25 protein-coding genes and 1 tRNA gene are annotated in these 26,625 nt (G+C 42.7%); 18 read left to right on the top strand and 8 right to left on the bottom strand.

The genetic code is table 11. The features are described 5' to 3' along the window. The first annotated feature begins 31 nt into the window (after nt 1-31). A complete protein-coding gene (locus IGI77_RS11760; RefSeq protein WP_074933062.1) occupies nt 32-4,381 on the top strand; it encodes a PolC-type DNA polymerase III in 4,350 nt (1,449 codons plus the stop codon). 288 nt (nt 4,382-4,669) lie between these two features. Here the strand turns inward: IGI77_RS11760 and IGI77_RS11755 are convergent, their stop codons facing one another. From IGI77_RS11755 to IGI77_RS11745, 3 genes are all read right to left on the bottom strand, one after another. Then, nucleotides 4,670-5,611, bottom strand: coding sequence for an AEC family transporter (locus tag IGI77_RS11755; protein WP_123834134.1), 942 nt, complete (start codon nt 5,609-5,611; stop codon nt 4,670-4,672). Nucleotides 5,612-5,717: 106 nt separating this feature from the next. Then, entirely contained in the window at nt 5,718-6,647 is a 930-nt protein-coding gene (gene yidC / locus IGI77_RS11750; protein WP_010749323.1) for a membrane protein insertase YidC, read from the bottom strand. 124 nt (nt 6,648-6,771) lie between these two features. Further along, a complete protein-coding gene (locus tag IGI77_RS11745; RefSeq protein WP_347483024.1) occupies nt 6,772-7,050 on the bottom strand; it encodes an acylphosphatase in 279 nt (92 codons plus the stop codon). Nucleotides 7,051-7,145: 95 nt separating this feature from the next. On the opposite strand from IGI77_RS11745, the gene IGI77_RS11740 reads away from it, so the two are divergent. Further along, nucleotides 7,146-7,907, top strand: a complete 762-nt coding sequence (locus IGI77_RS11740; RefSeq protein WP_438770127.1) for a TrmH family RNA methyltransferase — start codon at nt 7,146-7,148, stop codon at nt 7,905-7,907. Between the two features lie 123 nt (nt 7,908-8,030). Then, on the top strand, nt 8,031-8,540 hold the full coding sequence (locus IGI77_RS11735; RefSeq protein ID WP_005229452.1) for an HD domain-containing protein: 510 nt from the start codon (nt 8,031-8,033) through the stop codon (nt 8,538-8,540). 48 nt (nt 8,541-8,588) lie between these two features. On the opposite strand, the gene IGI77_RS11730 is transcribed toward IGI77_RS11735, so the two are convergent. Beyond that, complete coding sequence (locus IGI77_RS11730; RefSeq protein ID WP_016610745.1) at nt 8,589-9,788, bottom strand: YdcF family protein; 1,200 nt, start codon at nt 9,786-9,788, stop codon at nt 8,589-8,591. 124 nt (nt 9,789-9,912) lie between these two features. Between IGI77_RS11730 and IGI77_RS11725 the strand changes: the two genes are divergently transcribed. Continuing rightward, on the top strand, nt 9,913-10,425 hold the full coding sequence (locus IGI77_RS11725) for a GyrI-like domain-containing protein (protein ID WP_010749327.1): 513 nt from the start codon (nt 9,913-9,915) through the stop codon (nt 10,423-10,425). 53 nt (nt 10,426-10,478) lie between these two features. Here IGI77_RS11725 and IGI77_RS11720 read toward each other — a convergent pair whose 3' ends face one another. From IGI77_RS11720 to IGI77_RS11710, 3 genes are all read right to left on the bottom strand, one after another. Then, on the bottom strand, nt 10,479-11,813 hold the full coding sequence (locus tag IGI77_RS11720; protein WP_010749328.1) for a serine hydrolase: 1,335 nt from the start codon (nt 11,811-11,813) through the stop codon (nt 10,479-10,481). 245 nt (nt 11,814-12,058) lie between these two features. Then, complete coding sequence (locus IGI77_RS11715) at nt 12,059-12,223, bottom strand: hypothetical protein (RefSeq protein WP_005229460.1); 165 nt, start codon at nt 12,221-12,223, stop codon at nt 12,059-12,061. 214 nt (nt 12,224-12,437) lie between these two features. Further along, complete coding sequence (locus IGI77_RS11710) at nt 12,438-12,782, bottom strand: DUF4828 domain-containing protein (protein ID WP_016610747.1); 345 nt, start codon at nt 12,780-12,782, stop codon at nt 12,438-12,440. Nucleotides 12,783-12,965: 183 nt separating this feature from the next. Here IGI77_RS11710 and sfsA point away from each other — a divergent pair, with 183 nt between their 5' ends. The 11 genes from sfsA (at nt 12,966) to IGI77_RS11655 (ending at nt 23,298) form a co-directional block, all read left to right on the top strand. Further along, complete coding sequence (gene sfsA, locus IGI77_RS11705) at nt 12,966-13,691, top strand: DNA/RNA nuclease SfsA (protein ID WP_438770124.1); 726 nt, start codon at nt 12,966-12,968, stop codon at nt 13,689-13,691. An 18-nt stretch (nt 13,692-13,709) separates the two neighbouring features. Continuing rightward, the gene (locus IGI77_RS11700; protein WP_438770122.1) at nt 13,710-14,711 is read left to right on the top strand and encodes a Gfo/Idh/MocA family protein; all 1,002 of its coding nucleotides are present in this window, start codon (nt 13,710-13,712) and stop codon (nt 14,709-14,711) included. Nucleotides 14,712-14,725: 14 nt separating this feature from the next. After that, the gene (locus IGI77_RS11695) at nt 14,726-16,000 is read left to right on the top strand and encodes a DEAD/DEAH box helicase (RefSeq protein ID WP_311903770.1); all 1,275 of its coding nucleotides are present in this window, start codon (nt 14,726-14,728) and stop codon (nt 15,998-16,000) included. 66 nt (nt 16,001-16,066) lie between these two features. Next, nucleotides 16,067-18,781 carry a sigma 54-interacting transcriptional regulator gene (locus IGI77_RS11690; RefSeq protein WP_010749333.1) on the top strand — a complete coding sequence of 905 codons (2,715 nt, stop codon included), beginning with the start codon at nt 16,067-16,069 and terminating at the stop codon, nt 18,779-18,781. 134 nt (nt 18,782-18,915) lie between these two features. Beyond that, nucleotides 18,916-19,233 (top strand): PTS sugar transporter subunit IIB, encoded by a 318-nt coding sequence (locus IGI77_RS11685; RefSeq protein ID WP_005229471.1) that lies wholly within the window; start codon nt 18,916-18,918, stop codon nt 19,231-19,233. Between the two features lie 37 nt (nt 19,234-19,270). Then, nucleotides 19,271-19,588, top strand: coding sequence for a PTS lactose/cellobiose transporter subunit IIA (locus IGI77_RS11680; RefSeq protein ID WP_005229473.1), 318 nt, complete (start codon nt 19,271-19,273; stop codon nt 19,586-19,588). 81 nt (nt 19,589-19,669) lie between these two features. Then, nucleotides 19,670-21,106 carry a PTS sugar transporter subunit IIC gene (locus IGI77_RS11675; protein WP_010749334.1) on the top strand — a complete coding sequence of 479 codons (1,437 nt, stop codon included), beginning with the start codon at nt 19,670-19,672 and terminating at the stop codon, nt 21,104-21,106. An 87-nt stretch (nt 21,107-21,193) separates the two neighbouring features. Next, entirely contained in the window at nt 21,194-21,415 is a 222-nt protein-coding gene (locus IGI77_RS11670) for a hypothetical protein (RefSeq protein ID WP_010749335.1), read from the top strand. A gap of 42 nt (nt 21,416-21,457) precedes the next feature. After that, complete coding sequence (locus tag IGI77_RS11665) at nt 21,458-21,643, top strand: DUF3188 domain-containing protein (protein WP_428207095.1); 186 nt, start codon at nt 21,458-21,460, stop codon at nt 21,641-21,643. Beyond that, on the top strand, nt 21,643-22,056 hold the full coding sequence (locus IGI77_RS11660) for a DUF3284 domain-containing protein (protein ID WP_015510041.1): 414 nt from the start codon (nt 21,643-21,645) through the stop codon (nt 22,054-22,056). The genes IGI77_RS11665 and IGI77_RS11660 overlap by 1 nt, the downstream gene beginning before the upstream one ends. A gap of 60 nt (nt 22,057-22,116) precedes the next feature. Beyond that, nucleotides 22,117-23,298: a GNAT family N-acetyltransferase gene (locus tag IGI77_RS11655; protein ID WP_438770119.1), complete on the top strand. Its 1,182-nt coding sequence runs from the start codon at nt 22,117-22,119 to the stop codon at nt 23,296-23,298. 76 nt (nt 23,299-23,374) lie between these two features. On the opposite strand, the gene IGI77_RS11650 is transcribed toward IGI77_RS11655, so the two are convergent. Further along, nucleotides 23,375-23,446, bottom strand: a tRNA-Arg gene (locus IGI77_RS11650). Nucleotides 23,447-23,515: 69 nt separating this feature from the next. On the opposite strand from IGI77_RS11650, the gene IGI77_RS11645 reads away from it, so the two are divergent. The 3 genes from IGI77_RS11645 (at nt 23,516) to IGI77_RS11635 (ending at nt 26,472) form a co-directional block, all read left to right on the top strand. Then, the gene (locus IGI77_RS11645; protein WP_438770117.1) at nt 23,516-24,448 is read left to right on the top strand and encodes a DUF7916 family protein; all 933 of its coding nucleotides are present in this window, start codon (nt 23,516-23,518) and stop codon (nt 24,446-24,448) included. Between the two features lie 96 nt (nt 24,449-24,544). Further along, a complete protein-coding gene (locus tag IGI77_RS11640) occupies nt 24,545-25,240 on the top strand; it encodes a ThuA domain-containing protein (protein ID WP_438770115.1) in 696 nt (231 codons plus the stop codon). A 107-nt stretch (nt 25,241-25,347) separates the two neighbouring features. Next, nucleotides 25,348-26,472: a baeRF6 domain-containing protein gene (locus IGI77_RS11635; protein WP_005229492.1), complete on the top strand. Its 1,125-nt coding sequence runs from the start codon at nt 25,348-25,350 to the stop codon at nt 26,470-26,472. Nucleotides 26,473-26,625: the final 153 nt, after the last annotated feature.

The raw sequence follows: 26,625 nt of genomic DNA, 5'->3' as shown, positions 1-26,625 counted from the left end.
TAGTGAGTACTGAGAAAAGGAGGATCTTCAATTGTCAAAAGAAAGAGAGACCTTTGAGATATTATTAGACCAAATTGCAGCTGCCCCAAATCTTCGGCAGCATCCGTTGATGCAGACTGCCCAAATCAAACAAGTGACCGTGCATCGACAATCAAAAGCGTGGACGTTTTATTTCCAATTTGAACGTTTATTACCGGTGATGGTGTATCAGTCCTTTAAACAACATATTGAATTGGCGTTTAAAGAGATTGCGGAAGTTCGTATCATCATTGAAGCTCAAGATGGTTCCTTTGATGAGCAATTCATTCAAGAATATTGGCCATTAGCGTTAGCCAATCAAAATTGTGATCGACCACTGGTTCATCAAGTGATCAAAAACCAAATGCCTGTGCTGCAAGAGAACAAAGTGATTTTGCCAGTCAACAATGATGCGGTCATCACGATTTTGCAGCAGCAGTACTTGCCGATCATTGAGGAAAATTATAGTACCTTCGGCTTTCAAAAATTTCGGATCTTGCCGCAGCTAGACCAAGAGCAAGCGGAGGCGGCCTTAAAAGAACTTGAAGCACGCAAGGAAGAGCAAACAGCAGCGTTCCAACAACAAGCTGCTGAGAACTTGATGGCTCACGAGCAACGCAAAAAAGAAGTCAAAACAGTCGAATTTGACGGACCAATCGCCTTGGGACGTAATATTCCTGCCGATGAACCTGTGACACCGATGATCAATATCATTGAGGAAGAACGTCGGGTCACGATCCAAGGCTATGTCTTTGATAAAGAAGTCCGCGAATTGCGTTCAAAACGGAAGATTTTGATTTTGAAAATCACCGACTATACGTCGTCGTTTAGTGTGAAAAAATTCTCCAACAATGAAAAAGATGAACAAGTCTTTGATGCCATCGCCAAAGGTAGTTGGGTCAAAGTACGCGGTAGCGTCCAAGAAGATACCTTCATGCGAGATCTCGTTATGAATGCGCAAGATTTGCTGGAAGTCAAACACGAAGCCCGCAAAGATTATGCACCTGAAGGCGAGAAACGGGTCGAACTCCACCTGCATTCCAATATGAGTACGATGGATGCCACCAACAACGTGGCGGATTTTGTCGCTCAAGCAGGCAAATGGGGCCATAAGGCGATTGCAATCACCGATCATGGTGGAGCGCAAGGGTTCCCTGATGCCCATCATGCAGGAGAAAAGGCTGGTGTTAAAATTCTTTACGGTGTGGAAGCCAATATCGTGGATGACGGCGTAGCGGTTGCCTACAATCCTCAGCCTGTTCCACTGACCGATGCTACTTATATCGTGTTTGACGTGGAGACCACTGGGTTGTCTGCAGTATACGACACCATCATTGAGTTGGCCGCTGTGCGGATGCATAAAGGCAACGTGGAGGCATCCTTTGATGAATTTATCGATCCAGGTCATCCGTTATCGCGAACGACCGTAGAACTGACGGGAATCACCGATGAAATGGTTCGCGGATCAAAATCAGAAGAAGAAGTCTTACGTTTGTTCCGTGAGTTTTCTGAAGGAGCCATTTTAGTTGCCCACAATGCGTCATTTGATATGGGCTTCTTAAATACCAGTTATCGAAAATACGGTATTCCAGAAGCGGAAAATCCCGTCATTGATACATTGGAACTCGCTCGTTATTTGTATCCAGAGTTTAAGCGATTCGGTTTAGGTGTCCTTTCCAAAAAATTCGGTGTCAGCTTAGAACAACATCACCGAGCGATTTACGATGCGGAGGCAACCGGTCATTTAGCATGGATCTTTGTCAAAGAAGCAATGGAAAAACATGAGATGCTGCTGCACGAAGAGTTGAACCGACACGTGGGGGGCGAGAACTCCTACAAAGCAGCTCGACCCTTCCATGCCACGATCTTAGCTCGAACACAGGCAGGATTGAAAAATTTATTCAAGCTGATCTCGATGTCAAATGTGAAGTACTTCCATGATAAAGTCCCACGAATCCCACGTTCAGAATTGGTGAAATTGCGGGAAGGATTGTTAGTCGGAACCGCCTGTGATAAAGGAGAAGTCTTTGTCGCAATGATGCAAAAAGGGGTCGATGCAGCACGAGAACTTGCCAAGTTTTATGACTACATCGAAGTTATGCCCAAAGCAGTTTATGCCCATCTTTTAGAAACGGAACTCGTGAAAAGTGAAAAAGACCTAGAAGACATCATTCGGAATCTGGTAAAAATGGGGGAAGAGTTAGGGAAAATCGTTGTGGCTACTGGGAATGCCCATTACCTGAACGAAGAAGACGCCATTTATCGCAAGGTCTTGATCAATTCCATGGGAGGCGCCAATCCGTTGAATCGTCATAGCCTACCAGACGTGCACTTCCGTACTACGGATGAGATGCTGACCGCTTTTCAATTTTTAGGTCCAGAAGTAGCGAAAGAAATCGTGGTGACGAACCCGAATAAAATCGCTGATCTTTGTGAAAAAGTCATTCCGGTAAAAGATGATTTGTATACACCAAAGATTCCCGGATCTGAACAAGAGATCACCGACTTGAGTTACAACCGTGCCAAAGAGCTATACGGTGATCCATTACCAGAGATCGTGGAAAAACGTTTGAAAAAAGAGCTTGATTCGATCATTGGGAACGGCTTTTCCGTGATCTATTTGATCTCACAAAAACTGGTTCATAAAAGCAATGAAGACGGCTATCTAGTAGGGTCACGGGGATCAGTCGGTTCTAGTTTTGTCGCAACCATGACGGGGATCACTGAGGTCAATCCATTAGCTCCTCATTATTATTGTCCCGATTGCCAGTATTCGGAGTTTTACGAAGACGGTTCGTATGGTTCTGGTTATGATATGCCAGAGAAAAAATGTCCAAAATGCGGCACCCGTCTGAACAAAGATGGCCACGATATTCCCTTTGAAACGTTCCTTGGTTTCCACGGCGATAAAGTACCCGATATCGATTTGAACTTCTCAGGAGAATATCAGCCAGAAGCCCATAACTATACGAAAGTACTCTTCGGTGAAGAATACGTCTATCGTGCAGGAACGATCGGTACCGTAGCCGACAAAACAGCCTTTGGTTTCGTAAAAGGCTTTGAGCGCGATCATAATCTTCATTATCGAGCAGCCGAAGTCGATCGCCTGGCAAAAGGTGCCACAGGCGTCAAACGGACGACTGGTCAGCATCCGGGGGGGATCATCGTTATTCCTGACTATATGGATGTCTATGATTTCACCCCGATCCAATACCCAGCGGATGATCAAAATGCGGAGTGGAAAACGACCCACTTTGATTTCCATTCGATTCATGACAATATCTTGAAACTGGATATCCTCGGACACGATGATCCGACAGTCATTCGGATGCTGCAGGATCTATCAGGCATCGATCCTAAAACGATCCCCACCGATGATCCAGAAGTGATGCGTATTTTTGGCGGCACGGATGTGTTAGGCGTGACCGAAGAGCAGATCTATTCGAAAACCGGCACATTAGGCATCCCAGAATTTGGTACCCGCTTTGTGCGGGGGATGCTGGATCAAACCCATCCATCGACCTTTGCTGAACTCCTGCAGATCTCTGGTCTTTCCCATGGTACCGATGTATGGTTGGGCAATGCGGAAGAATTGATCCGTCGCGGAGATGCCAGCCTAGCGGAAGTAATCGGCTGTCGGGATGATATCATGGTGTATTTGATCCATGCCGGCTTAGATGACGGAATGGCCTTTAAAATCATGGAAACGGTCCGTAAAGGACAATGGAACAAGATCCCTGACGACTTGCGGGATACTTACTTGCAAGCGATGCGGGAGAACAATGTCCCAGAATGGTATATCGATTCTTGTTCGAAGATCAAGTACATGTTCCCGAAAGCCCATGCGGCGGCGTATGTCTTGATGGCGTTGCGGGTGGCTTACTTTAAAGTGTACTTCCCAATTCTCTATTACTGTGCTTATTTCTCTGTCCGAGCAGACGATTTTGATTTGATTGCCATGTCAAAAGGAAAAGACGCCGTAAAAGAACGGATGCAAGAAATCACTGACAAAGGATTGGATGCGTCAACGAAAGAAAAGAATCTGTTGACGGTTCTGGAGTTAGCCAATGAAATGCTGGAGCGCGGTTATGAATTTGGAATGATCGATCTGTATAAATCGGATGCGGAAAACTTCGTGATCGACGGGAAAAAATTGATCGCACCGTTCCGAGCAGTACCGAGTTTAGGGCTGAACGTAGCGAAACAAATCGTGGAAGCACGAAAAGATGGTCCCTTCTTATCGAAAGAAGACCTCGCCAATCGCGGGAAAGTTTCTAAGACATTGATTGAATACATGACGGATAACGGTGTTCTAAAAGATCTACCAGATGAAAATCAGTTGTCGTTGTTCGATATGTTGTAAGCCAACGGCTGTTCACTTAAAAAAATTAAGCCCATCATCGCAGCATCTAGTATAGCTAGTACCTGCATGATGGGCTTTTTTTGTCTTGTTTATGAAGGTAACCTAAGCAGTCACAATCTGGCGAAAATCAGAAAAATCGTGATCTATAGTGAAAAATCATAAGGGGAGTTGCCGCTCGGACAGCGAATCAATCGAACCTTTACCATACAAAGAGAAGAAAAATACTCGTTACCGAAAGAAGCGAATGCCTTTGGTAACGAGTATTTTTCGACAAAGTTCGTTAACTAGCTAAAAAAAGAAAAAAAGCAAAACAGGCAGATACACCATGTACAGTAAGACGGAATAGCCTAGACAAGAAGTTGCAAATTCTTCATCCCCTTGATAGTTTCGCACAAGAATTGGGACAGAGTTTTGGACGGGCATGGAGGCTTGGATAATAAACACAGAAAGCATCAATTCAGGAACAGGGATGATCCTGCTTAATAGCCATACAACGAGGGGCGAAAGAATGAAGCGACCAAACAAGACACCAGCAATGTCTTTGGTCATTCGCAAGTTCTTGAGCCCGCCAAAGTACACGATGATCCCGATAATAAACATTGATAGAGGCGTCGTTAAATCTGCTAGGTAGCTTCCAAGCCCATCAACAAAGGAGGGCAGTGGGAATGTGAACAGCATCCAGATCAAGCCGATAATGAAACCAATCAAGGCTGGCGAAAAAATCTTTTTTAGCATGACCAATGGATGAAAGGAAATGCGGGCTTCGCCGAAATCGGGGTTATCTTTTGCTAACTCAAAAATACCGATGGTCCAAAATAATGTCGTATTTACGATGTAGTACAACAACACATAGGGAACGGCTTTTTCACCAAAAATGGCTAAATTGATCGGTAAGCCGATGAAGATCGTATTGGAAAAGGTAAACATGGCGGAAAATGCCCCTTGGTGTTTGGTTTCAACTTGCGCGAAACGGCGCCATAAATAACCGGCGAAGTAAGTGATCATCATGGAAAGCAAAGGGATGATCATCCCGGAAACTAATGAGAGAAACTCGTCTTTCGTAAAGTTTTTAATGATCGTCAAAAACATATTGGCAGGTAATGAGACATTTAACACCAGTTTTGAAAACGTATCGGCGGTTCGATTAGAAAACCATTGTTTGTAAGACAACCAATAACCGATAAACATGAGACTGAAAATGACAAAAATATTGATATATGCTTGAAACATGCGCTCACCTCTCATTTACTATAGCGAAAGGCAATAGAAGAAGCAACTGATTCCCATTTGAAAACAACAAAAAACCAAACCGCCCAATGAGCGATTTGGTCAAGAATTACTTCCGTTGCTGCTTGCCAGCGTTACGACCTTTTCCGTTAGGCTTTGTCGTGTTCAACGCTTTTTTGACAGCTTCTGTTTTTTCAGGCGTTACGTCTTTACGAGGCGTAACTACCGTTTTAGGCGGATTTGCTTTCATTTCCGCTTCGACTTGGGCACGAATTTTTGGTTTCATGATGACATTCGTAATAAACGTTTGGATACAACTGAAGACCCCACCAACTACCCAGTAAAGTGTCACACCAGCTGGTGCACTCATGGACATGAAAACGATCATCAATGGAGAAACGATCAACATGGTTTTCATCGTTTTTTTCTGTTCTTCAGGAATCCCGATGGTTGAGATATATCCTTGTGCCAAGTAGGAAAGACCAGCAATCGCCACAAAGAGGATGCTTGGGTCGCCTAAAGATACGCCAAAGAATTCAGAGTTTTGGATTCCTTGTGTGTAACGAGCGGTGAAATAAAGAGCAGAGAAGATCGGCATCTGAATCAGCAAAGGGAGACATCCGATACCGCCAAACATACTGACGTTGTTTTCAGAGTAAATTTTTTGCATCTCCGCTTGCGCTTGCATTTGTTCTTCCCGAGTGGTTGCTTTTTTCAAATTGGCTTGCGCAATATCCACTTGAGGTTTCAGAAACTGCATTTTTTCACTTTGAACCATCGTTTTTCGAGACTGATGGATCCCTAATGGTAAGATAATGACACGGACAACGATCGTTACGGCGATGATCGCCCAGCCGTAAGACCAGTTGAAGTTTTCTACGAGCATCGTGATCATATCCCCTAATGGTTTCACCAAAAAGCGATAAATCATTCCTGTTTCTTTCGGCGTACCATCAGCATTGGTACTGACACAGCCTGATAATGCTAATAACAGGCCAAATAATCCTGATGAAAGCAGCCATTTATTCATTTTAGACATTCTATTCTTCCTCTTCACAATAAATTTAGACAAAAATAACTATACTAAAAAAGACCGACTATTTCAATGTACAAAGAGAAATTCATTGAAAAATCAATCTTTCGACTTAGAAAACATTCAATTGTTAATAGTACACTACATCAAAACTCCGACGCTCTTTGATAGCATCGTCTGGTTGGATGTCGATCTGATTTACTTTCCCAGCGGGTGAAGGAGAATCCTTAACCCCAGCAACAAAGGCATCGATGGCTTTGTCATCGCCAATTACTTCAATCGAAACAGAACCATCCGCTTCGTTTTTTACAGATCCGGTGACGCCCAACTGATCGGCAAGCATTTTTGTGGTATAACGAAAGCCGACGCCTTGGACACGTCCTTGCACATGGATTCGTAGTTTCTTCATGGACAATCCCTCCTCTGCTTTATATGATAGCGTTTTTTCAGTAAAAGAACAAGTTAGATCGATTGACTCATGCTATAATGAATCGAGGTGACAAGATGAAAGAAATTCAATCGAAAAAAAATACCTTTATCAAGGAAATCAAAAAACTAACACAAAAAAAACATCGGACACAAACCAATACCTATTTGATCGATGGCTGGCATTTGGTGCAAGAAGCATTGCATGCACAAGTACCCATCAAAGCATTGTTGGTGACCCCGCGAGGGTTAAGTGAAGCCAACGGGCAACTCGATGATTATCAGGAAGAAAGCTATTTGATCACAGAGGAGATCGCAGCGATGCTTTCTGATTTGCCAACACCACAAGGGATTTTTGCCGTGGTGGAAAAGCAAGAACAAGACTTACAGACACTAACGGGCAATTGGCTGATTTTAGATAATGTGCAAGATCCTGGAAACGTTGGCACCATGATTCGAACAGCGGATGCCGCTGGATTCAGCGGGGTTTTTCTCGGCGAAGGAACAGCCGATCTCTACAGCACCAAAGTCTTGCGCAGCATGCAAGGGAGCAACTATCATCTGCCGATCGTAGAAGGAGTGATCCCGCCATTTTTAAAGCAGCTGCAGGCAGCTGGTGTGGCGATTTATGGTACCGAGTTAAACAAAGAAGCAGTCCCTTATACCGAGCTTCCTAAAGAACAAGCGGCTGCCTTCATTTTAGGCAACGAGGGGCAAGGGGTCAATCAGGAACTGTTGGCATTGACCGATAAAAATCTATATATTCCTATCTATGGTCAGGCGGAATCATTGAACGTCGCCATTGCGGCAGGTATTTTGATGTATTTTGCTGTCAGCTAGATTTTTAAGGAACTGTTAAACTATTTGAATCTATTGCACCTCACCTAGAAACTTGCAGGAATAGGTGCTATACTTTGTCTTGTAACAATCAAGCAGATCAAAAAAGGTGGCAGACAAAAATTTATGACAGAAAAATGGCAAGAAGATAGCGAATACATGTCTTACGTGGCTGACCTGTTAGAAACAGAAGCTGTAAAAAAATTAGCCAATTTTGTGCAGCATATGAACTCCACACGTTTGGAACATTCGATCAGCGTCTCTTATTATAGTTACAAATTGGCCAAGAAATGGGGCGGCGATGCTCGTGCAACAGCTCGTGCAGGACTCCTTCATGATTTATTTTATTACGATTGGCGTACTACAAAGTTTGACGAAGGTACCCATGCGTACATGCATCCACGAATCGCAGTAAAAAATGCCGAAAAAATCACTGAACTTAGTGATCTAGAAAAAGATATCATCTTGAAACATATGTGGGGAGCAACGATTGCACCGCCACGCTATAAAGAAAGCTATATCGTCACGATGGTGGACAAATATTGTGCGATCAAAGAAGCATCAGAACCCCTTACAGACAGCATGAAAGAAAAATGGCAACAACGCTTCTGGAAGAAACATCGCACGATTCAATAAGAAAAAAGTTCTTCGAACCAACTGGTTCAAAGAACTTTTTTTGTTTGTTTAGCCAAAAATAAGTTGGAGGATCGCTGCTCCTGCATAGAGAATCAGTAAGGTGATCAATACCGTTAAATGTCGTCTTTTGTGCATAAAAAGGATTGCCACAAATTCTCTTAAAAAGGCATTCGGTAAATAGTAAAAGGCAGTAGGTGCTCCGATACCATCCGCTTTAAGTTGGGCTTGATCTGCATAGAGACCAGCACGAAAAATATGGTAATTGTTTGAGGCAAAGATTGCTTTGTAGCCGTTTGGCTTAAGCGAATCCATGATTTCTTTCGAAAATTTCATGTTTTCATAAGTAGTCGTGGAATTTGTTTCCACTAAAATCTCACCTTCTGGTACGCCTTGGGCAATCGCATATTCTTTCATAGCAACAGCTTCCGGCAGCTGCTCATCGCTTCCTTGTCCGCCTGACATCAGTAATCGAGGCGCGGTTTTTTTCGCTTTAAATTGCGATTCGTAGAACGAGATCGCTGTATTGATGCGTTTTGCCAATAAAGGGGAGACCGTGGTTCCATTCAAAAGGCCTGCACCTAAGACGATGATAAAGTCCTGATTATAGCGAGGATGGTTGAACTGATAAATGACTGAAATGGATAAAAAGTTCAAAAAGACTACAAACAGATACAAAAGACTTAGGGGAACAATGCCGAATAAGGTTCGGATCCAATCTGGGAAAAAGTGCAAAAGGGTATCTGAAAATAGTAAAACGGTCAAAACCACCGCTAAGATCAGGGTTAACAAATTGGCGATCGATCGCGATTCTCTTCGTAGTACGATAATGGAATTCCAGTAAAGAAAGACCACGAGTGTTGCCAAACCGAATAATAGTACAGCAACGAAGATTGCCAGTAATACAGCGAGTAAACCACCTACGAGTATGTCTTGGGTTCGGTATAAATTAATGACTAAGTAGCCGCCAAAAGCCAGCACGAACAAATTAAAAAGCAAGCCATTTACAAGTTGGTGCTTGTTGCGCCGATAAGAAAATAAAAAAAGGCCGGCGAAGGCGACGGGTATCAGAATAAAGAAACTACCTGTCCGTAATTCTGAGACAGCTAAATAAATTAGCAGGGCTAAGATCGTCCAACAACATTCAAAAAAGAAAATATCCGGATCATCTTTTTTCTTGCGCCATTTTTGAACGACGATCACGCCCGACACATAGCTGATGGCAAAAATCAGCAATTGCGTAAAATCCATGTTTTTCACTCCTTTAACGATACACTTAGTATACCGAAAAATGGCAGAAATTGCTTGTTGCTAAGGTCAAAGTTGCTGAATTTCTTGCAATTCGCTAAAATGAAGGAAAGAAGGAGGAAGGAACATGCAATTAGGTGAAGTGATTCGCGTCGAACGACCCGCTTTTTATGTGATTGGAAAAGAGGGCAAGGGGTTAGCAGAAGAAGGTGCTTCTTGGGTACCAGCGCTTTGGGAACTTGCAACAAAGGATTTTGAAGAGATCGAATTTCTCGTAAGTGATCAAAAGGCAGAAGAACTGGAATTTTGGGGCTTGATGAGTGATGGCACCAATTGGTTAGAGCCTTGGCAAGAAACCGGTCGCTACTTGGCAGGCGTTCAAGTCCAGACAGAAAATTTTCCTCCTGTCGGTTGGGTCCGTTGGGAAATGCCCGCAATGACCTATCTCGTTGTAAAAACGGATGAAAAAAACTTAACGATGATGACTGAAAAAATGCTGATGGAAGTTTTACCAGAAAACAACGTCCAGTTGTCAGCAGCCATCCAAGAAAGGTATCTTCCTCATTTTAAGGAAGGGGAAGTTGAATTGTTTTTCCCTGTGGAGCCATTGGCAACAGCAACGGTGGAAACAGTAGAATAAAAAAAATCTGTCCGAGAAGCAGTCTTTGCTTCGGACAGATTTTTTCGTTTAGGTTAAAAAAGATTACTGAAAAAGTTGGACACGCCGCGCCAAGCACGAACAAAGATGTTGGCTTTTTCCACTGTTTGTGTTGTGATCAATCCTGCAGTCTCGTCATGATCGGAATCATCAATATAACCAAGCGTATCAGCTGGAATCGAAGCACTTACGGTACCGACTTCTGTGCCCTCAGTCAATGGCGCTTGCAGGGCAGAATCACGATAATGCTCATTAAAGTCAATGGTTGTTTCAAAGGCGGTGGCATCCATATCTCCACGTACCCATAAGGTCAAACCTTGATTTAAGGCAACGGGCACACTCAATTCTTTCCCATCTTTGACTGCAACCGTCTGGGTATCTTCTAGTTGCGCATTTTCTGGTAAAATCTCTACTTGTTCCCAAGCGTCAAACGAGTAATCCATCAAACGGCCTGTTTCAATAAAACGAACACTAGGATTTTCTGCATGACCATTGACGTTTAGCACCACGGTGATGATTCGTTGGCCATCTTTAACGGCGGTTCCGACAAAGCAGGCGCCTGCCATATCTGTCGTACCAGTCTTCAGACCGTCGACACCATCTTTCGTATTCGTAAAACCTGGAAGCATCCAGTTCCAATTGACCATCTCGACAGGCGAGTAGGAACCTTCACCAAATTGTTTCGTTGAAAGGCTGGTTACTTCCAAAACATCTGGAAAGTCTTGTAACAAATGACGGGCAATCAATGCCACATCTTTTGCGGATAGTTCGTTTTCATCAGTTGAAGTTGATCCTGGGTAAATATTTTCCCCTAGATAAGCATTGTTCAAGCCAGAAGCATTGACGATCTTTGCATCGGTGATGCCCCATGATTGCACTTTTTCTTGCATTAAATCCACAAAGGCACTTTCAGACCCAGCAATCAGCTCCGCGAGCGCGACGATTGCAGCATTTGCAGATTGGATATAACTGGCATCATACAGATCTTTTACTGTATAGGTAACGTCTTGATGCAAAGGGACATTTGATAAGTTAGGGGACACGCTGAGATTAGCGGCATAATCGGAAATCGGCACAGGATCATCCCAAGCGATCGTTCCTTGTTCTACTTGCTCAGCGACAAGGTAGAGGCTGATGATCTTGGTGATGGAGGCAATACCCATGGCTGTCTCGCCATCTTGATCATACAACACTTTCCCTGTGTCAAAATCAATGGAGTAGGCGGCTTTGGCGTCAATCGAAAAATCTTGGATCTCTTCGATGCTCATTGCTGTATCATCAGCATATGAAACGAGGGGGATGCCGACAGCAGCAAAGAGGATTGCCAAAGCAGCAACGAAGGAATACCCGAACTTGGTTATTTTCTGCATATATGTAGTAGCTCCTTTTAAGTTGTATCTAAGCAAAAATTTTAACAAAGAGTATCCGCCGTTGCAATACTCTAAGAGAAAACTTAGCATTTAATTGCGAGAAGACCGCTCAAAGGGGGAATGGGCGTTGTTAAACCATTACAACCTAGAAGACCTAAGGGCAACAGACAGCAAAAAAAACTTGCCTTCCTATTTAATAAAGAAGACAAGTTTTTCTGAATTGACATCGGGTCAAACGATTTCACTTAGCGACGATTGGAATGGATTCTCGGGTTTTGGTTTTGGGCTCTGACGGGAACTTTCACTGCTCTCGTTTCTTGTTGCATGGCCAATTTTGCTAAAAAGAATGTCCCAGCTAGTAACGCAGCTAAAGCAAAGATGGAAAAAAGTGAAATAAAGGTCGTTAACATAAAAATCCCTTCTTTCTGTTTAAAATAAATGTGGAAGGTAGGAATCGAACCTACACCTTAATCTATGAACGATCAAACATCACTCAACGGAACACCTTGTTCAACCACTTGTTAAGTTAATGATAGCATGGATTGCCGGGAAATGCTGATAAAAAGTCTGAGAATTGACCGAAGAAAATGTGAAGAAAACATGAACTCGATCTTCTCATGTCCCTTAGGCGATTTTTGTCAAAGAATAGTGGCAATCTTCTGCTTCATCATATAAAGTAATAACGGAGCCTTTTTGTTCCAGGACTAAATGATAGCCAAATGTGTCCAGTAACACTAATCGCATCGGAGTCAGTTCAACAATGGAAACAGGCAACGGTTTGCCTTCGATGGTCAATGAATAATCATTGGCAATTTCTAAAATGACATCTTCTTTTGTCTTTGAAGTAAAACGCCAATTTCCAATGAAATTTTGGCGGTTTTCATTTTTTTGTTTTTCCTTTCGCAACAGCAAGGAGCTGACCACGCCCGTTGCTAGAGATAAACCAATCAATAGAGACCTTTTCTTCATTTATACACGTCCTATCACTTACGATTCATCTAGTTGCACCTTGTGAACAAGATGCCCGCTTCTGCACACTAGAAAATAATTGCCATAAGTATACCATGAGAAGGTAAAAAAGCATGGTACTTTAGTTTGAAGTTTAGAAGTTTTTATCAAAATATGCTATGATTCAAAAGAGCAGGTGAGAAAATGAATTATCCGAATACCCTATTAGCCACGTTTCTCGTTCGAGACAACCGATTCATTGCCCGATGTCTAGTCGATGGGCAAGAAGTGATCGTCCATGTGAAAAATACGGGACGAGGAAAAGAACTATTGCACAAAGGGGCACTCGTGACCCTCCAATATTGGGACAATCCGAAACGTAAAACCAATTACGATTTGATCTCAGTCAAGAAAGAAGACCAATGGATCAATATTGATAGTCAAGTACCCAATCTGTTAGGCTATGAAGGCCTTTTGGATGGCACGATCCAGTTGCCAAATATCAAAGGGAAAATTGCCCTCTTGCGGCGTGAAGTCGTCTATGGGATGTCTAAGTTTGATCTTTATTTTGAAACAGACGAACAAGAAAAAGGGTTTATAGAAATTAAAGGGATGACACTTGAAAACAAGCAAATCGGCGCCTTCCCAGATGCGCCAACGATTCGCGGCTTGAAACACGTCAATGAATTGATCCATGCCAAAGAAGCAGGCTATTATGCGGCGGTTTTGTTCATGATCCAATTTGAAGTGGTGCAAAGCGCCACGATCCATCGACAGATGCAGCCGGATCTGGCCGATAAGATCGCTGAAGCGCAAAGCAAAGGTGTCGAAGTGTTTGCTTATAATTGCCAGGTAAACCAAGGGATGATCGCGGTCAAAGAACCGATCCCTTTTGATTTGAACGTCGAATTTGACGACCCCAATCTATAGAAGAAAGAAGGAAAACACATGATTCATTTAGGGATTATCGGCACAAATTGGATCACCGATCAATTTGTACAAGCAGCCCACGAAACCAAACGGTATCAATTGGTAGCCGTATACTCAAGGAAATTAGCCACAGCGCAACGCTTTGGGGAAAAATATGGGGACATCGAATATGCGACCGATTTGGCCACTTTTTTTGGCTTAGCTCATATGGACACGGTCTATATCGCTTCTCCGAACAGTTTGCACTTTGAACAAGCCAAGCAAGGTATTTTGGCAGGAAAAAATGTCATTGTGGAAAAGCCAGCCTTTTCAACGCCTGAGGAAATGGCGGAGATCATTGACCTAGCAAACCAACAACAGGTTTTATTCTTTGAAGCAGCTCGCAACATTCATGAAGCGAGTTTTGCAACCGTAGCCGAATTCTTACCCACACGCGGTGCCATTCTTGGGGCGAACTTTTCTTATATGAAATACTCGTCTCGTTATGACGCTGTACTAGCTGGGGAGGAACCAAATATCTTTTCTCCACATTTTTCTGGCGGAGCTTTAGCCGACTTGGGTGTGTATCCAGTATATGCGGCGGTCGCTTGGTTTGGTAAACCGCAGGACGTTCATTATTTTGCGCGCAAATTACCGACCGGTGTAGATGGTATCGGGACTGCTGTGCTACGCTATGCTGATTTTGATGTCACGATCCAAACAGGCAAAATCGCTGATTCAGAGTTACGATCAGAAATTTATTTTGAAGACGGGACATTAGACTTGAATGCCGTCAATGCTATTGAAGAAGCAGCATTTTATGAACGCCAAACAAAACAAACGCATCCATTAGCAGTCGCTGCTTTAGACAATCCGATGATCGAAGAAGCACAAGACTTTGCAGACATCATTGAAAACAAAGATGATCCTAAACAAGGACAACGCTATGAGGAATGGGTGGAACTTGCCCGCAGTGTCAATGAAACCATCTCGTTGATGCGTAAGCAGGCCGACATCATTTTTGATGCAGATAAAAAATAAGGAATGGAACATTTATGACAGTATTTGAATTGACACAATTGCCAGACGTCTGGCAGGAAAAATGGCAAGCGGCTGGTTATCACGCACCGTCCTTGATCCAAGAAAAAACCTTTGGTCCTTTAAAAGACGGCGCGTCTGTCATAGGAATCTCACCGACCGGTTCTGGTAAAACATTGGCATACCTTTTGCCACTGTTAACAAAGGTCGAAGCAAAGCAAGGCAATCAGCTGTTGATTTTGACTTCTTCACAAGAATTAGCGATGCAAGTCACAGAAGTAGCACGAGAATGGGCCCAAGCCATTGGGCTGACCGTTCTGCCGCTAATTGGCGGCGCAAGTACAAAACGCCAAGTGGAAAAACTAAAAGACAAACCCGAGGTCTTGATCGGTACCCCAGGCCGTGTGTTAGAGTTGATCAAAGCCAAAAAAATCAAGACCCAGCAGCTGCAATCGTTGGTATTGGATGAGGTTGACCAATTATTGAAAGAGGGTGCCTTCACCCTGGCAGCCAAGATCAATCAAACATTACCAAAACAAATCCAGCGTAGTTTCTTTTCAGCAACCGCGAACGAAGTGATCGATGAGATTCGACCATTCGTGTCAAAAGAGCCGCTGATCATTGATGTGACCCAAGAAGATCAGAGCAAAGGCGTCATCCATCATTACTATTTGAACTATCCGCAACGACGAATCGTGGATGCTTTAAGACGCTTTGCTCATTTACCAAACTTTCAAGCCTTGGTTTTCTTCAATGAATTAAGCACTATGGGGAATGCGGAAGAAAAGCTATTGTTTCATGGCTTGCCGGTGGCCTCTCTGGCATCTGATCAAAACAAACTTGCACGAAAAGGTGCATTAGAGAGCTTTCGTCAAGGAAAACTAGTGGAACTATTGACGACCGATGTCGCCTCTCGCGGCTTAGATGTCGTGGATCTGCCTTACGTGATCAATACAGAAGTCCCTTTAGAAAAAGAATCCTATTTACACCGCGCAGGACGCGTTGGAAGAATGGGCAAAGAAGGAACTGTCGTTACGATCGTTCAAGACCATTCGTTGAAGGATTTGAAAAAAATCGCGAATCAGTTGTCCATAGAACTCAAGGAAGTCTATCTGCATGGGGGACAGTTACACACAGAAGCACCTGTTGTCGAAAAAGAAAGCAAGAAAGAAACGAAAACAGCAAGTGTGCAGAAAATTTCCAAGAAAACGCCTGAAAAATTACACACTCCTGTCAAAAAGAGCAAGAAAAAGACGAAAAAGCAAAAAGACAAAGGAAAAAGACGCCATTGAGCGTCTTTTTGTGTTACCATTAACGTTGTTTATTATTAGTGTGTAAAAAAATGAGGAGGCTATCGAATGAATTCGCGAAAAGAAGAGATTTTTCAAACGATCGAACTGCATAAGCAAGGGTTGACCGCAGTTGATGTCGCTAAAATCTTACAAATCGATCGCAGCAATGCAAGCCGTTATCTCAGTGAGCTTTATAAAGAAAAGAAAATCGGCAAACGTTCCGGCCGTCCGGTTGTTTATGAGCCTTTAGAAGAAACGGTCCATGTGGATGTTTCCTCTGAAGTTAGTTTTGAAAGTCTGGTTGGAGTCCAAGCTTCCTTGAAAGTAAGTATCCAGCAAGCCAAAGCGGCGATCTTATATCCACCTAGAGGACTCCATACCATTATTTTTGGTGAGACAGGCACGGGTAAATCCTTATTTGCCGAATGTATGTACCATTTTGCGGTTGAATCAAATATGTTAGAAAAAGATGCCCCATTCGTATCCTTTAACTGTGCGGATTATGCACAAAATCCGCAATTGTTGTTTGGTCACATCTTTGGCATCAAAAAAGGCGCCTACACTGGTGCCGCAGAAGATAGTCCGGGGTTGATGGCAAAAGCCGATGGCGGCATCCTGTTCTTAGATGAGATCCATCGACTGCCGCCAGAAGGCCAAGAAATGCTCTTTACCTTCATTGATAAAGGGATCTACCGTCCTTTAGGGGAAAGTAATCAAGTTCATGAAGCCGCCGTGCAGATCATCGGTGCCACCACGGAATCATCAGAAACCTTTTTAACGACCTTCAATCGGCGAATTCCCATGGCTATTACTTTGCCAAATGTGGAAAGTCGTTCCTTAGATGAACGGTATGAAATCATTTCGTTGTTTATCAAGCAAGAGGCGACCCGTCTGAATCAACGAATCGATGTCGAACGAGATGCGATATTGGCCTTTATGCTCTATGATGCAGAAGGCAACATTGGCCAAATCAAGCGCGACCTTAAACTCGTCTGTGCCAAAGCATTTTTGCATTATCGAACCTATGGAAAAAAACACTTGCTGATTCGAAAAGGCGACTGCTCCTTGCAAGTTCAAAAAGGCTTGTTGAAGATCAAAGAAATGTCGGAACGCTTGGATCGGTTTTTGGATGGCAAAGGCGACTTTCTAAGTTTTGAACCTGGCGACCCAGATGTCGTCTGGTCTCGTGATCCACAACGGAATATGCAAGTGTATAACGAGATCGAAGAAAAAGTCAGCTCGCTGATTGAAACGGGCGTAGCCAATGTCGATCTGGAAAATTTGATCTCTAAAGATGTCGATGCGTACTTTGAAAAGTATGTCGAAGAATTGATCCAAAATCCCGTTCATAAAGAACTGATTCCAGAAGACATTTGGAAACTGACAAATGTTCTTTATGATCTAGCGGGGCAAAGATTGTCTCGAACCTATAGTGAAAAAGCCCGCTTTGCCTTTGCACTGCATCTGCAAAGTACACTGGAACGTGTCAAAGAAGGACATATGATCGTTCATCCAGATTTAAATACAGTCAGAAAAAACTTGAAATCCGAGTTCCAGGTGGCAATGGATCTATCGACCATTATCGAAGAAGAACGCCATGTCGAGATCCCCTTCGATGAGATCGGCTTTATCAGTATGTTTTTAGCGATTCAAGTCAAACAACCCTCGCAGCTGCCCCTTGAAAAAGTCGAGATCATTGTCTTGATGCACGGCAAGGCGACTGCCAGCAGTATGTTGGAGACGGCACAAGAGCTGCTTGAAACTGACCACGGCAAAGCGATGAATATGTCTTTAGATATGGAAGTCGGTCAAATGTATGAACAGCTATTGAACTATGTCACTGACAATAAGGAAAAGATGAGCAACGGCTTATTGCTTTTAACTGATATGGGTTCCCTCAATTCATTTGCGAATTTGATTTCCGAAGAGACCGGGATTCGTACGAAAGCCATCTCGATGGTCAGTACGATGATCGTCTTAGAGGCTTTGCGAATGGCGGAAAGTGGCCGAAGTTTAGAAGACATTTATCAAAACATTCAGCGTTCTTTTGAAACCATCGTGCAAGAACAGTTCCGCACAGTTCGCGAAGCGAAGGGGAATAAAAAAGCAGTCATCGTCACTTGCTTTACTGGAGAAGGTGTCGCTGCCAAACTTTATCAACGAATTTATCCCGTCGTCGATCAATCAAAAGTCGAGATCATCCAAATGCAATTTATTGAAAAAGAAACCTTCAAGAAACATATTGATGGCTTGCTAGAAGAATATGAGATCAAAGCCATTGCGGGCACCGTCGAGATCGATTATCAAAATATCCCGTTCTTTTCCGCCTATGATGTCTTTGATGACAATCGGTTGAATGTGCTGAAGCGGATCGTTTCAGATGAAGTGCCGATTGAAAAAATCGTACGTTCATTAGAAAATACCTTAACGCATGTGGGGTCCGTCTATCATCTGATCGAAAGTCTGCAGCGAATCGTTCATCAAATTCAAAATCAATTGCATGTGATTGTGGAACCTACCGTTGATGCGGGCTTAGTGATTCATTTAGCCTTTCTAGTGGAAAGTTTATTGAAGAAGGAACATTCCCGTACCTTCCCCAATTTGGCGGCCTTCCAAAAACGCTATCGTATCGAAACAGATGTGTTACGAACTCATTTATTGCAGATAGAGAAAAACTATCAAATCAAAATCTCTGAAGATGAGATCGCCTATTTAACACAAATGTTCTTAGAAAATGAAATAAAAAGTTATGATGAATCCGCACACAATATTAGTGTGTAATGAAAAATCCGTGAGTGTGCAAAAGAAAAATTGGTTCAGACCATTGATATATAAAGGTCTGGACTTATTTTTTTTTGGCACGCTTTTTGCTTTATAGTAAAGTGTAACTTACAACAGAAAGGAGCAGATACGCGATGGCGAAAAAAACGATTATGCTTGTTTGTTCAGCAGGAATGAGTACCAGTCTATTGGTGACGAAAATGCAAAAAGCAGCCGAAGCAAAAGGAATGGAAGCAGATATCTTTGCTGTTTCAGCTTCAGAAGCCGACCAACATTTGGAGTCGAAACCAGTCGATGTTCTATTATTAGGACCACAAGTACGATTCATGAAATCACAATTTGAACAAAAACTAGCACCAAAAGGCATTCCTTTGGACGTGATCAACATGGCAGACTATGGCATGATGAACGGCGAAAAAGTATTGCAACAAGCAGAAACATTAATGAACTAAGATTTTTAGGATCGAAGTGTAAGGAGGATTTTTAAAGATGGATGAGCAAAATTTGGAAGCCATTATGGGATTGATCATGTATGGTGGTAATGCAAAAAGTGACGCAATGGAAGCAATCGCGGCAGCAAAAGAAGGGGACTTCGAATTAGCTGACCAAAAAATCAAAGATGCTGAAGCATCTCTTGTGGAAGCGCATCATTCGCAAACAGGATTATTGACACAAGAAGCGCAAGGCAATCATATGACCGTGACATTGTTGACAGTGCATTCACAAGATCACCTAATGACGTCAATCGCATTTACCGATTTAGCGAAAGAAATCATTGATGTCTATCGACGTCTAAATAACGAATAATCTTTGAACGGATAGAAGTAGTTATTGTCGATGAATCAAAAAATCTTCTTTGACGAATAGAACTTATAGGAGGAATTAAGAATGGATGGATTAACAAGTTGGATGGAGAAGTACATTCTCCCTGTAGCTGCAAAAATTGGAGCCCAGAAGCACTTAGTTGCATTACGTGATGCCTTTATCGGAACAATGCCCGCTACTATGGCTGGTTCGATCGCAGTAATGATTAACGCGATCATTCGTGACTTACCACCGCAATTCTGGCCGAGTTATGATGCCAGTACCATTCCAGTTATTCGTGAAATTATTAGTATCAATGGCTTCGTATGGAATGGTACATTGGCTGTTGCTGGTTTAGTATTTGCCTTTTCTTGGGGATATAATCTGGCTCGTGCTTATCGAGTGAATGATCTCGCAGGTGGGATCGTTGGGGTAGCGACACTGATTCAAGGGATTGCTTTTTCATACAGCACTTCTGTGGCGACAGCTGTTCCAACAGCTTTGATGGATGAAATCAATGCTGGGTCAGCAACTTCCGGATGGTCTGCAACAGCAGATGCAATTACAGCAGGTGGATGGGGTTGGTTGAAACTCGATCATCTAAACGGAAACGCTTATTTTACCGTAATGATCATGGGGGCTATTTCAGTTATTATTTTCTGTAAATTGATGTTAGCTGATATCACTATCAAAATGCCTGATTCAGTACCGCCAGCAGTATCGAAAGCGTTCGCTGCGATTTTGCCAGCAACAATCGCCTTATATGTCATTGCTATTATTAACTTTATTGTCGGTAAACTAACTGATGGACAATTAATTATTGATCTTGTCCAAAAATATATTGCAGAACCATTCCTGGGCTTGTCTCAAGGACTTGGCGCAGTTTTGATCGTAACTGTTTTTGTTCAAATTTTCTGGTTCTTCGGAATCCATGGTCCAAACGTACTGGCTCCAGTTTTAGAAGGTATCTGGGGACAAGCGCAGTTGATCAATATCGATATCTTCCAAAAAGGATATGAAGGACAAACTGGGACAAACGCGGTCCTTGCCGCAATCGAAGACGGCAAGGCATATATGTGGGTACGCGGATCCTTTGACTCATTTGCTTGGTTTGGCGGTTCAGGTGGTACAATTGTATTGCTGATTGCTATTTTGATCCTATCAAAACGTGCGGATTATCTAACTGTTGCAAAATTGTCAATCGGACCTGGTGTATTCAACATCAATGAACCGGTAATGTTCGGTCTGCCAATCGTATTGAATGCGATCATGTTTATTCCGTTCATTATTGCTCCGCTAGTAGCCACTTCAATCGGCTGGTTAGCAACGTACTTTGGTTTAGTAGCACCTGTTTCACAACAAGTAACGTGGGTCGTTCCACCAATGTTGCTATCATTCTTGGCAACAGGAGCTGACTGGCGTGCCCCAATCGTAACGTTGGTATGTATGGTCGTTACATTCTTCATTTGGGCGCCGTTCGTTATTTCAGCAAATAAAATTGATCCAAAACTAGGCGAATAGACCTGTAGATTGTGAGGAACTGCTATGGCTTCGCTTGAAGTAAAGCAGCTCCTCCTTTTATTATTGATTATTTAGGAGGAAAAGAATATGATTTCAATAGCAAGTGCAATGCAGCAAGATGCCATCAAAGAATTACTTGAAGGATATAACGAAGATGGAATTTCTTTTACATTCAAAGAAAAACAAGGGATTAAACTTATTTTTACTACCACAGCTTCCGATTCAGAAGCGGCGGCAAAAAAAGCAAAAGAATTGATCAAAGCACAGCCTTGGGGTTCTGTTTTATACTTTCAAGCAGTTGGTGTTTGAGTAGGTTCTCTGTGGATCAACGAATAGATAGGATGATTGAAAATGATAAAAAACGGCTTGTTTATATGTAGTATCGGTCTACTCGTAGTCCTATACAGTATGAATCCAAGTAATCAGCAGTTAGATATATTCAGTTTTACAACAGGTATTTTCTTGCTTATTTCTGGCAGTCTTTTGTTCGTGAAAGGAAAGAAGAAAGCCGAAGAGTCAGATAGGAGGAAGTCTTAATGAGAATTGAAAAAGATTTATCGATTCCAGCAAATGTCTTTTACGATCAAATTATGGATTCTGTTATCTTTGACGTACGAAAAGCAACTGGAAAAACACTTTCTAGAAAGCAACTGGCAGGATTTCAATATGTAAAGGAATTTTCTACTACGAGTCGTGCGAAGATAGAGATCGAAGAAATCATTGAAAATCAAGTTTATCAATTCAAAACAGAAACGACGAAAAATGAATTTGTCGCTCGCTATGAAGTAGCGCCGCTTGATGAAAAGAGCAGTAAAGTCATTTATACGGAAACCATGAAATCACATGGCTTCATGCAGCAATTGAATGACATGCTCTTAGGCACCATTCTAGGATATTTCAAACGCAAGCAATTTAAAAAAATGTTGAGTATGATGGAAGAAGCATATTAAGGGGTCGACTGACGCCTTTTTTGCGTTTCTTGCGTGTTTTCAAGTAGAGGAGATGAAGGAATGACAGATGTCAAAAAAATGACCGAATTCGGTTCGCAAGAAGTACTGGAATTGGTTTCTTATGCCTTTCAGTGGGAGTTGAATGAAACAAATATCAAGCGCTATCGCAAGCTTGCGGAAAATTCTTGGAATTATGGTTCCTACGACGAGGATGGAAAACTAGCGAGCCAAATCATGTCAACGATTTTTGATGTGAATTTTCATGGAACGACCTATCCAATGGCAGGGATCGGTTTTGTGGCTTCTTATCCAGAGTATCGCAGCCAAGGTCGGATCGATCGGATCATGAAACAAATCATTAAAGATTGCTATGAACAAAAAATCGTTCTGTCCTATCTGGCACCTTTCTCCTTTGCGTTTTATCGCAGATATGGGTATGAATATACCTTTGAACGCACCGTTTATGAAGTTGATGCGCATCAATGGCCCGATGGGAAGAAAGTGAACGGAAGGATTCAACGCATGAATTGGGAGGAAGCACAGCCGATCATTCACGAGATTTATCATCAATTGCCTCGCCATCAAAAAGGTGGGCTGATTCGCCAAGCCTGGTGGGAAGAAATCAAGTTTGTTTTGCGCAGACCGTATACGTTTGCGATTTATCGCAATGAAGCGGGCGCTCCTGAAGGGTATTTGATCTACTTTGTTGAAGGAGGACGCTTTGATATTCAAGAGTGGGGCTATTTGACCGCTGACGCGTATCAAGGATTCAATCGGTTTATCGTTTCCCATGCAGATTCAGTAGCGCAGATCCATTATCGACCAGGGTTTGATGGGGAAGTCCTGCAAGTAAATGCAGCCAAACCATTGGCTCACTACCAAGTGCGCCCGGACATGATGGCAAGAGTCGTCGATGTGGAAGGGTTTCTAACAAGCTATCCATTTACGTTGAAAAAAGCTGGTCGTTTTGCCATAGAAATTCAAGGGGATGATTATGCCCCATGGAATAATGGGTGTTATGAAGTGACGATCGAAAACGCTCAGCATCAGGTCATGAAAACGACGGACACCAAGTTGCCAAAAGCAACCTTGTCCATTCAGCGTTTTGTGCAACTGTTCTTGCAGGCGCAATCCCTTGATTCCTTGGTCTTTTTCCAGCAAATGGAAACGGAGAAGGAAGCTGCAGTGATGATTCAGGAAAACTTACCAGACGGAAAGCCGATTCTGGAAGATTATTTCTAAGCAAATCGAGGCAGAGGTATTTGCTTTCCAACAAAAAAAGATTCCTTAATAATAAGGAATCTTTTTCTTCAAAAAACGTTCCCTGCCGGAATCGAACCAGCAACTAATCCTTAGGAGGGACTTGTTATATCCATTTAACTAAGGGAACACAATAGCTATATTTTACCTGTTATTCGTGTTTCTCGCAAGATGAGAAGGAAAAGAAAGGAAGAAAAACATGGTCAAACGATTGATAAGTGCAAACTATAGTGAAATCAAAGAAATGTCGGCGCAAGAATTGAAACAATCTATTAAAGCGAGCGAAGGACGAGTGATCGTCTGTGAAACGGTGGTTCAAACCATGCCGCAAGCTGGCGACATCACCAACGCAGAAGTCGCGGCAGCTTTTGGGGCTGACTTGATTTTGTTGAATGGCTTTGATTGTTATCGTCCAGCTATTTTTGGGATGCCTGGTATCACATTGGAGCAGCTGCTTGATTCTACACAGCCCATTGAAAATCCGATTCCTCAACTAAAACAACTGATTGGACGACCTGTCGGCATCAATCTTGAGCCGATCCCAGCTACGACGGAAATGATGAGTGAAAAGATCAGCATCAGTCAAGGCCGAACAAGTTCGGTTGACACCATCAAAAAAGCCCAAGAACTCGGGGTGGACTTTCTTTGCTTTACAGGCAATCCTGGAACGGGTGTGACCAACCGAGAAATCGCTAAAGCAGTAAAATTGGCAAAAGAACATTTCTCTGGGTTGATCATCGCTGGAAAAATGCACAGTGCCGGCTCAGATGAACCTGTGGTTGATCGAGAAGCCATCATTTCTTACGCTGAAGCTGGAGCAGATATTTTGTTACTGCCTTCCGTTGGCTCGATTCAAGGCTTTCTAGAAAAGGATCTGATCGACGCTGTTCAAATTGCCAAACAATATGACTTATTGACGATGTCAGCGATCGGAACGAGTCAAGAAAGCGCGCGTCCAGAAACGTTGCGTCAATTAGCCATTATCAACAAAACTTGTGGGGTCGATCTGCAGCATATTGGTGATGCCGGCTATGGCGGCATGGCACCGACCGAAAATATTTTCGAAACATCGGTTGCAATTAGAGGTATGCGCCATACCATCAATCGTGTCGGGCGTTCAATCAACCGTTAAATCAGAAAAAATTACTAGCGAAGGAAAACGGAGAATCGTTCTGCTTCGCTTTTTGCGTTTTTTTCGCTAAGTTAGAAAGAAAGGAGGAAACACAAAATGAAACAAGCATTGATCGTTTACGGAGGTTGGGAAGGACACGCCCCAAAAGAAACCAGTCAGTTTTACCAAACACTGCTGGAGTCAGAAGGATATCAGGTGACACTCGCCTCAGATTTTGAACCTCTCTATCATAAAGAAGAATTAAAAAGGCTGGATCTGTTGATCATGAATTGGACGCGAGGAGAATTGCCTGATGAGCCGCTGCAAAATGTCACTCAGGCTGTAGCAGAAGGGTTAGGATTAGCAGGCGTTCATGGCGGCTTTGCCTCGGCTTTTCAAGCCAGTAAAGGCTGGTTGTTTCTGACTGGCGGCTGTTTTTTGGCACATCCTGGTGGATTGGAAACGACCTATAGCATCGATCTTACGACAGATCACTATATTACGGCAAATACTCAATCGATCCCTCAGTTGACGACGGAGCAATACTATTGTCTGGTTGATCCAGCCGTCACTGTGTTAGCTACCTCAACATTTGCCGCTAAAAATCATCCGAATGCAGCTAACCAAGAAGTCATACTGCCAATGATGTGGATCAAAAAATGGGGCAAGGGCAGAGTCTTTTTCCAATCCGTTGGACACAGTCTAAAAGAGCTAGAAGAGCCCACCATTCAGACTTGGACCAAACGAGGCTTTCTATGGGCCACCAGAAATACCTTGGCTGATCCGCTGAAAAATAGCCAGTATAGTGAGTAATCAGAAAAACGAATGAAGAAATAAACGCGTGCAATCGTTTTACTTTATGGAAGAAAATAAGCATGGTACACTTTATTTGTATTTGATTAAGCAGGAGGTAATGTGGAATGGGAAAATTTGGAAAAAGTTTTTTATCGCAGGTAATATCTGACGGAATCAAAGGACCATTTGTCACGATCATGCTAAATACGCATGTCGGCCACCAGAATGTCGAAAAGGATCAAATCAAATTTAAGAACTTTGCCAAAGATGCGAAGCGCCGCTTTGAAAAGAAATACCCAGAACATTCTTGGGATCTTTTTCAAACGAAAATTGATGAACTGCTTGCAGATCAATCATTTTGGCGTAACAGTACAACGAGTGTGGCGGTGATTATCACACCAGAAGATGTACTGGTCCATCGGTTAAGTATTCGTGTGGATGATCAATATTACGTAGGGGAAACCCCGTATGTATTAGCTGTCATCAAAAACGCACAATTTAATTACCCATTTTATCTCTTAGCGTTGAATCGCGATTCAATGCAAGTCTATCAAGTTGAAAACAATCAAGTGCGTGAAGTCGAGTTGCCAGAAGAGGCACCGACAACGATCGAAAAAGCGCTGGGGGAAGAAATCACTGGCGGCGGCAACTTTAATTACAGTGCCCAAGGTGGCCCTAACTCAGGGGGAGAAGGCGTCGCTTATCACGGCTTTAGTGCCAAAGATGAAGAAGTCGAGATCGATCACGTCAACTACTACCAAGCAGTTGATGCATTTTTTAAGAATGATTTTTCAAACGAAGAGCATTTACCAATGTATCTTTTTGCTTTACCAGAAAATCAAACGCTGTTTAAAAAAGTGGCAAAAACGAACTTTTTCAAAGCAGAACCAAGCATTTCCTCTTCACCAGCATCGTTATCTTTGAAAGAGATCCAAACGTGTACGCAAAAGCTGATTGCGGAGTTGACACAAAAAGAAGTTGGGGAATACGGCAAGCTGTTGGATCGGAAATTTATTGACCAATTGGTTGATATCGTACCTGCAGCTAAAGAAGGCAGGATCGCCAATCTGTTTGTAGCGACTTCCAATCTCGCCGATGGGTTTGGAGAAGATCCTGACACGGAATACGATCGTCGCCAAGTGTTAAATACGCTGGCAATCGATGTTTTAGAAAATGGCGGCGAGGTATCTATTTTGGAACAAAAAGATGCCCCAGGAGAAAAAAGTTTGACTGCGATTTTGCGCTACTAAACGCAGTTGCGTCCTTCGTAAATAAATCGTTTACAAAAAAGAAAAGACTGTTGCAGATCTTTAGTGCAGCAGTCTTTTTGCGAATTATAAAAAAAAAAGGCGTTTTCATTTTTTTTGATTTTCTATTAGTCATAAAGAAGATAATGTGCTATA

Origin of the sequence: Enterococcus sp. DIV0213h, from assembly GCF_051711285.1 — a bacterium.
Taxonomy (GTDB): domain Bacteria; phylum Bacillota; class Bacilli; order Lactobacillales; family Enterococcaceae; genus Enterococcus_D; species Enterococcus_D casseliflavus.
The sequence above is the reverse complement of the archived record's forward strand: the minus strand, read 5'-3'. Positions and strand labels throughout refer to the sequence as shown.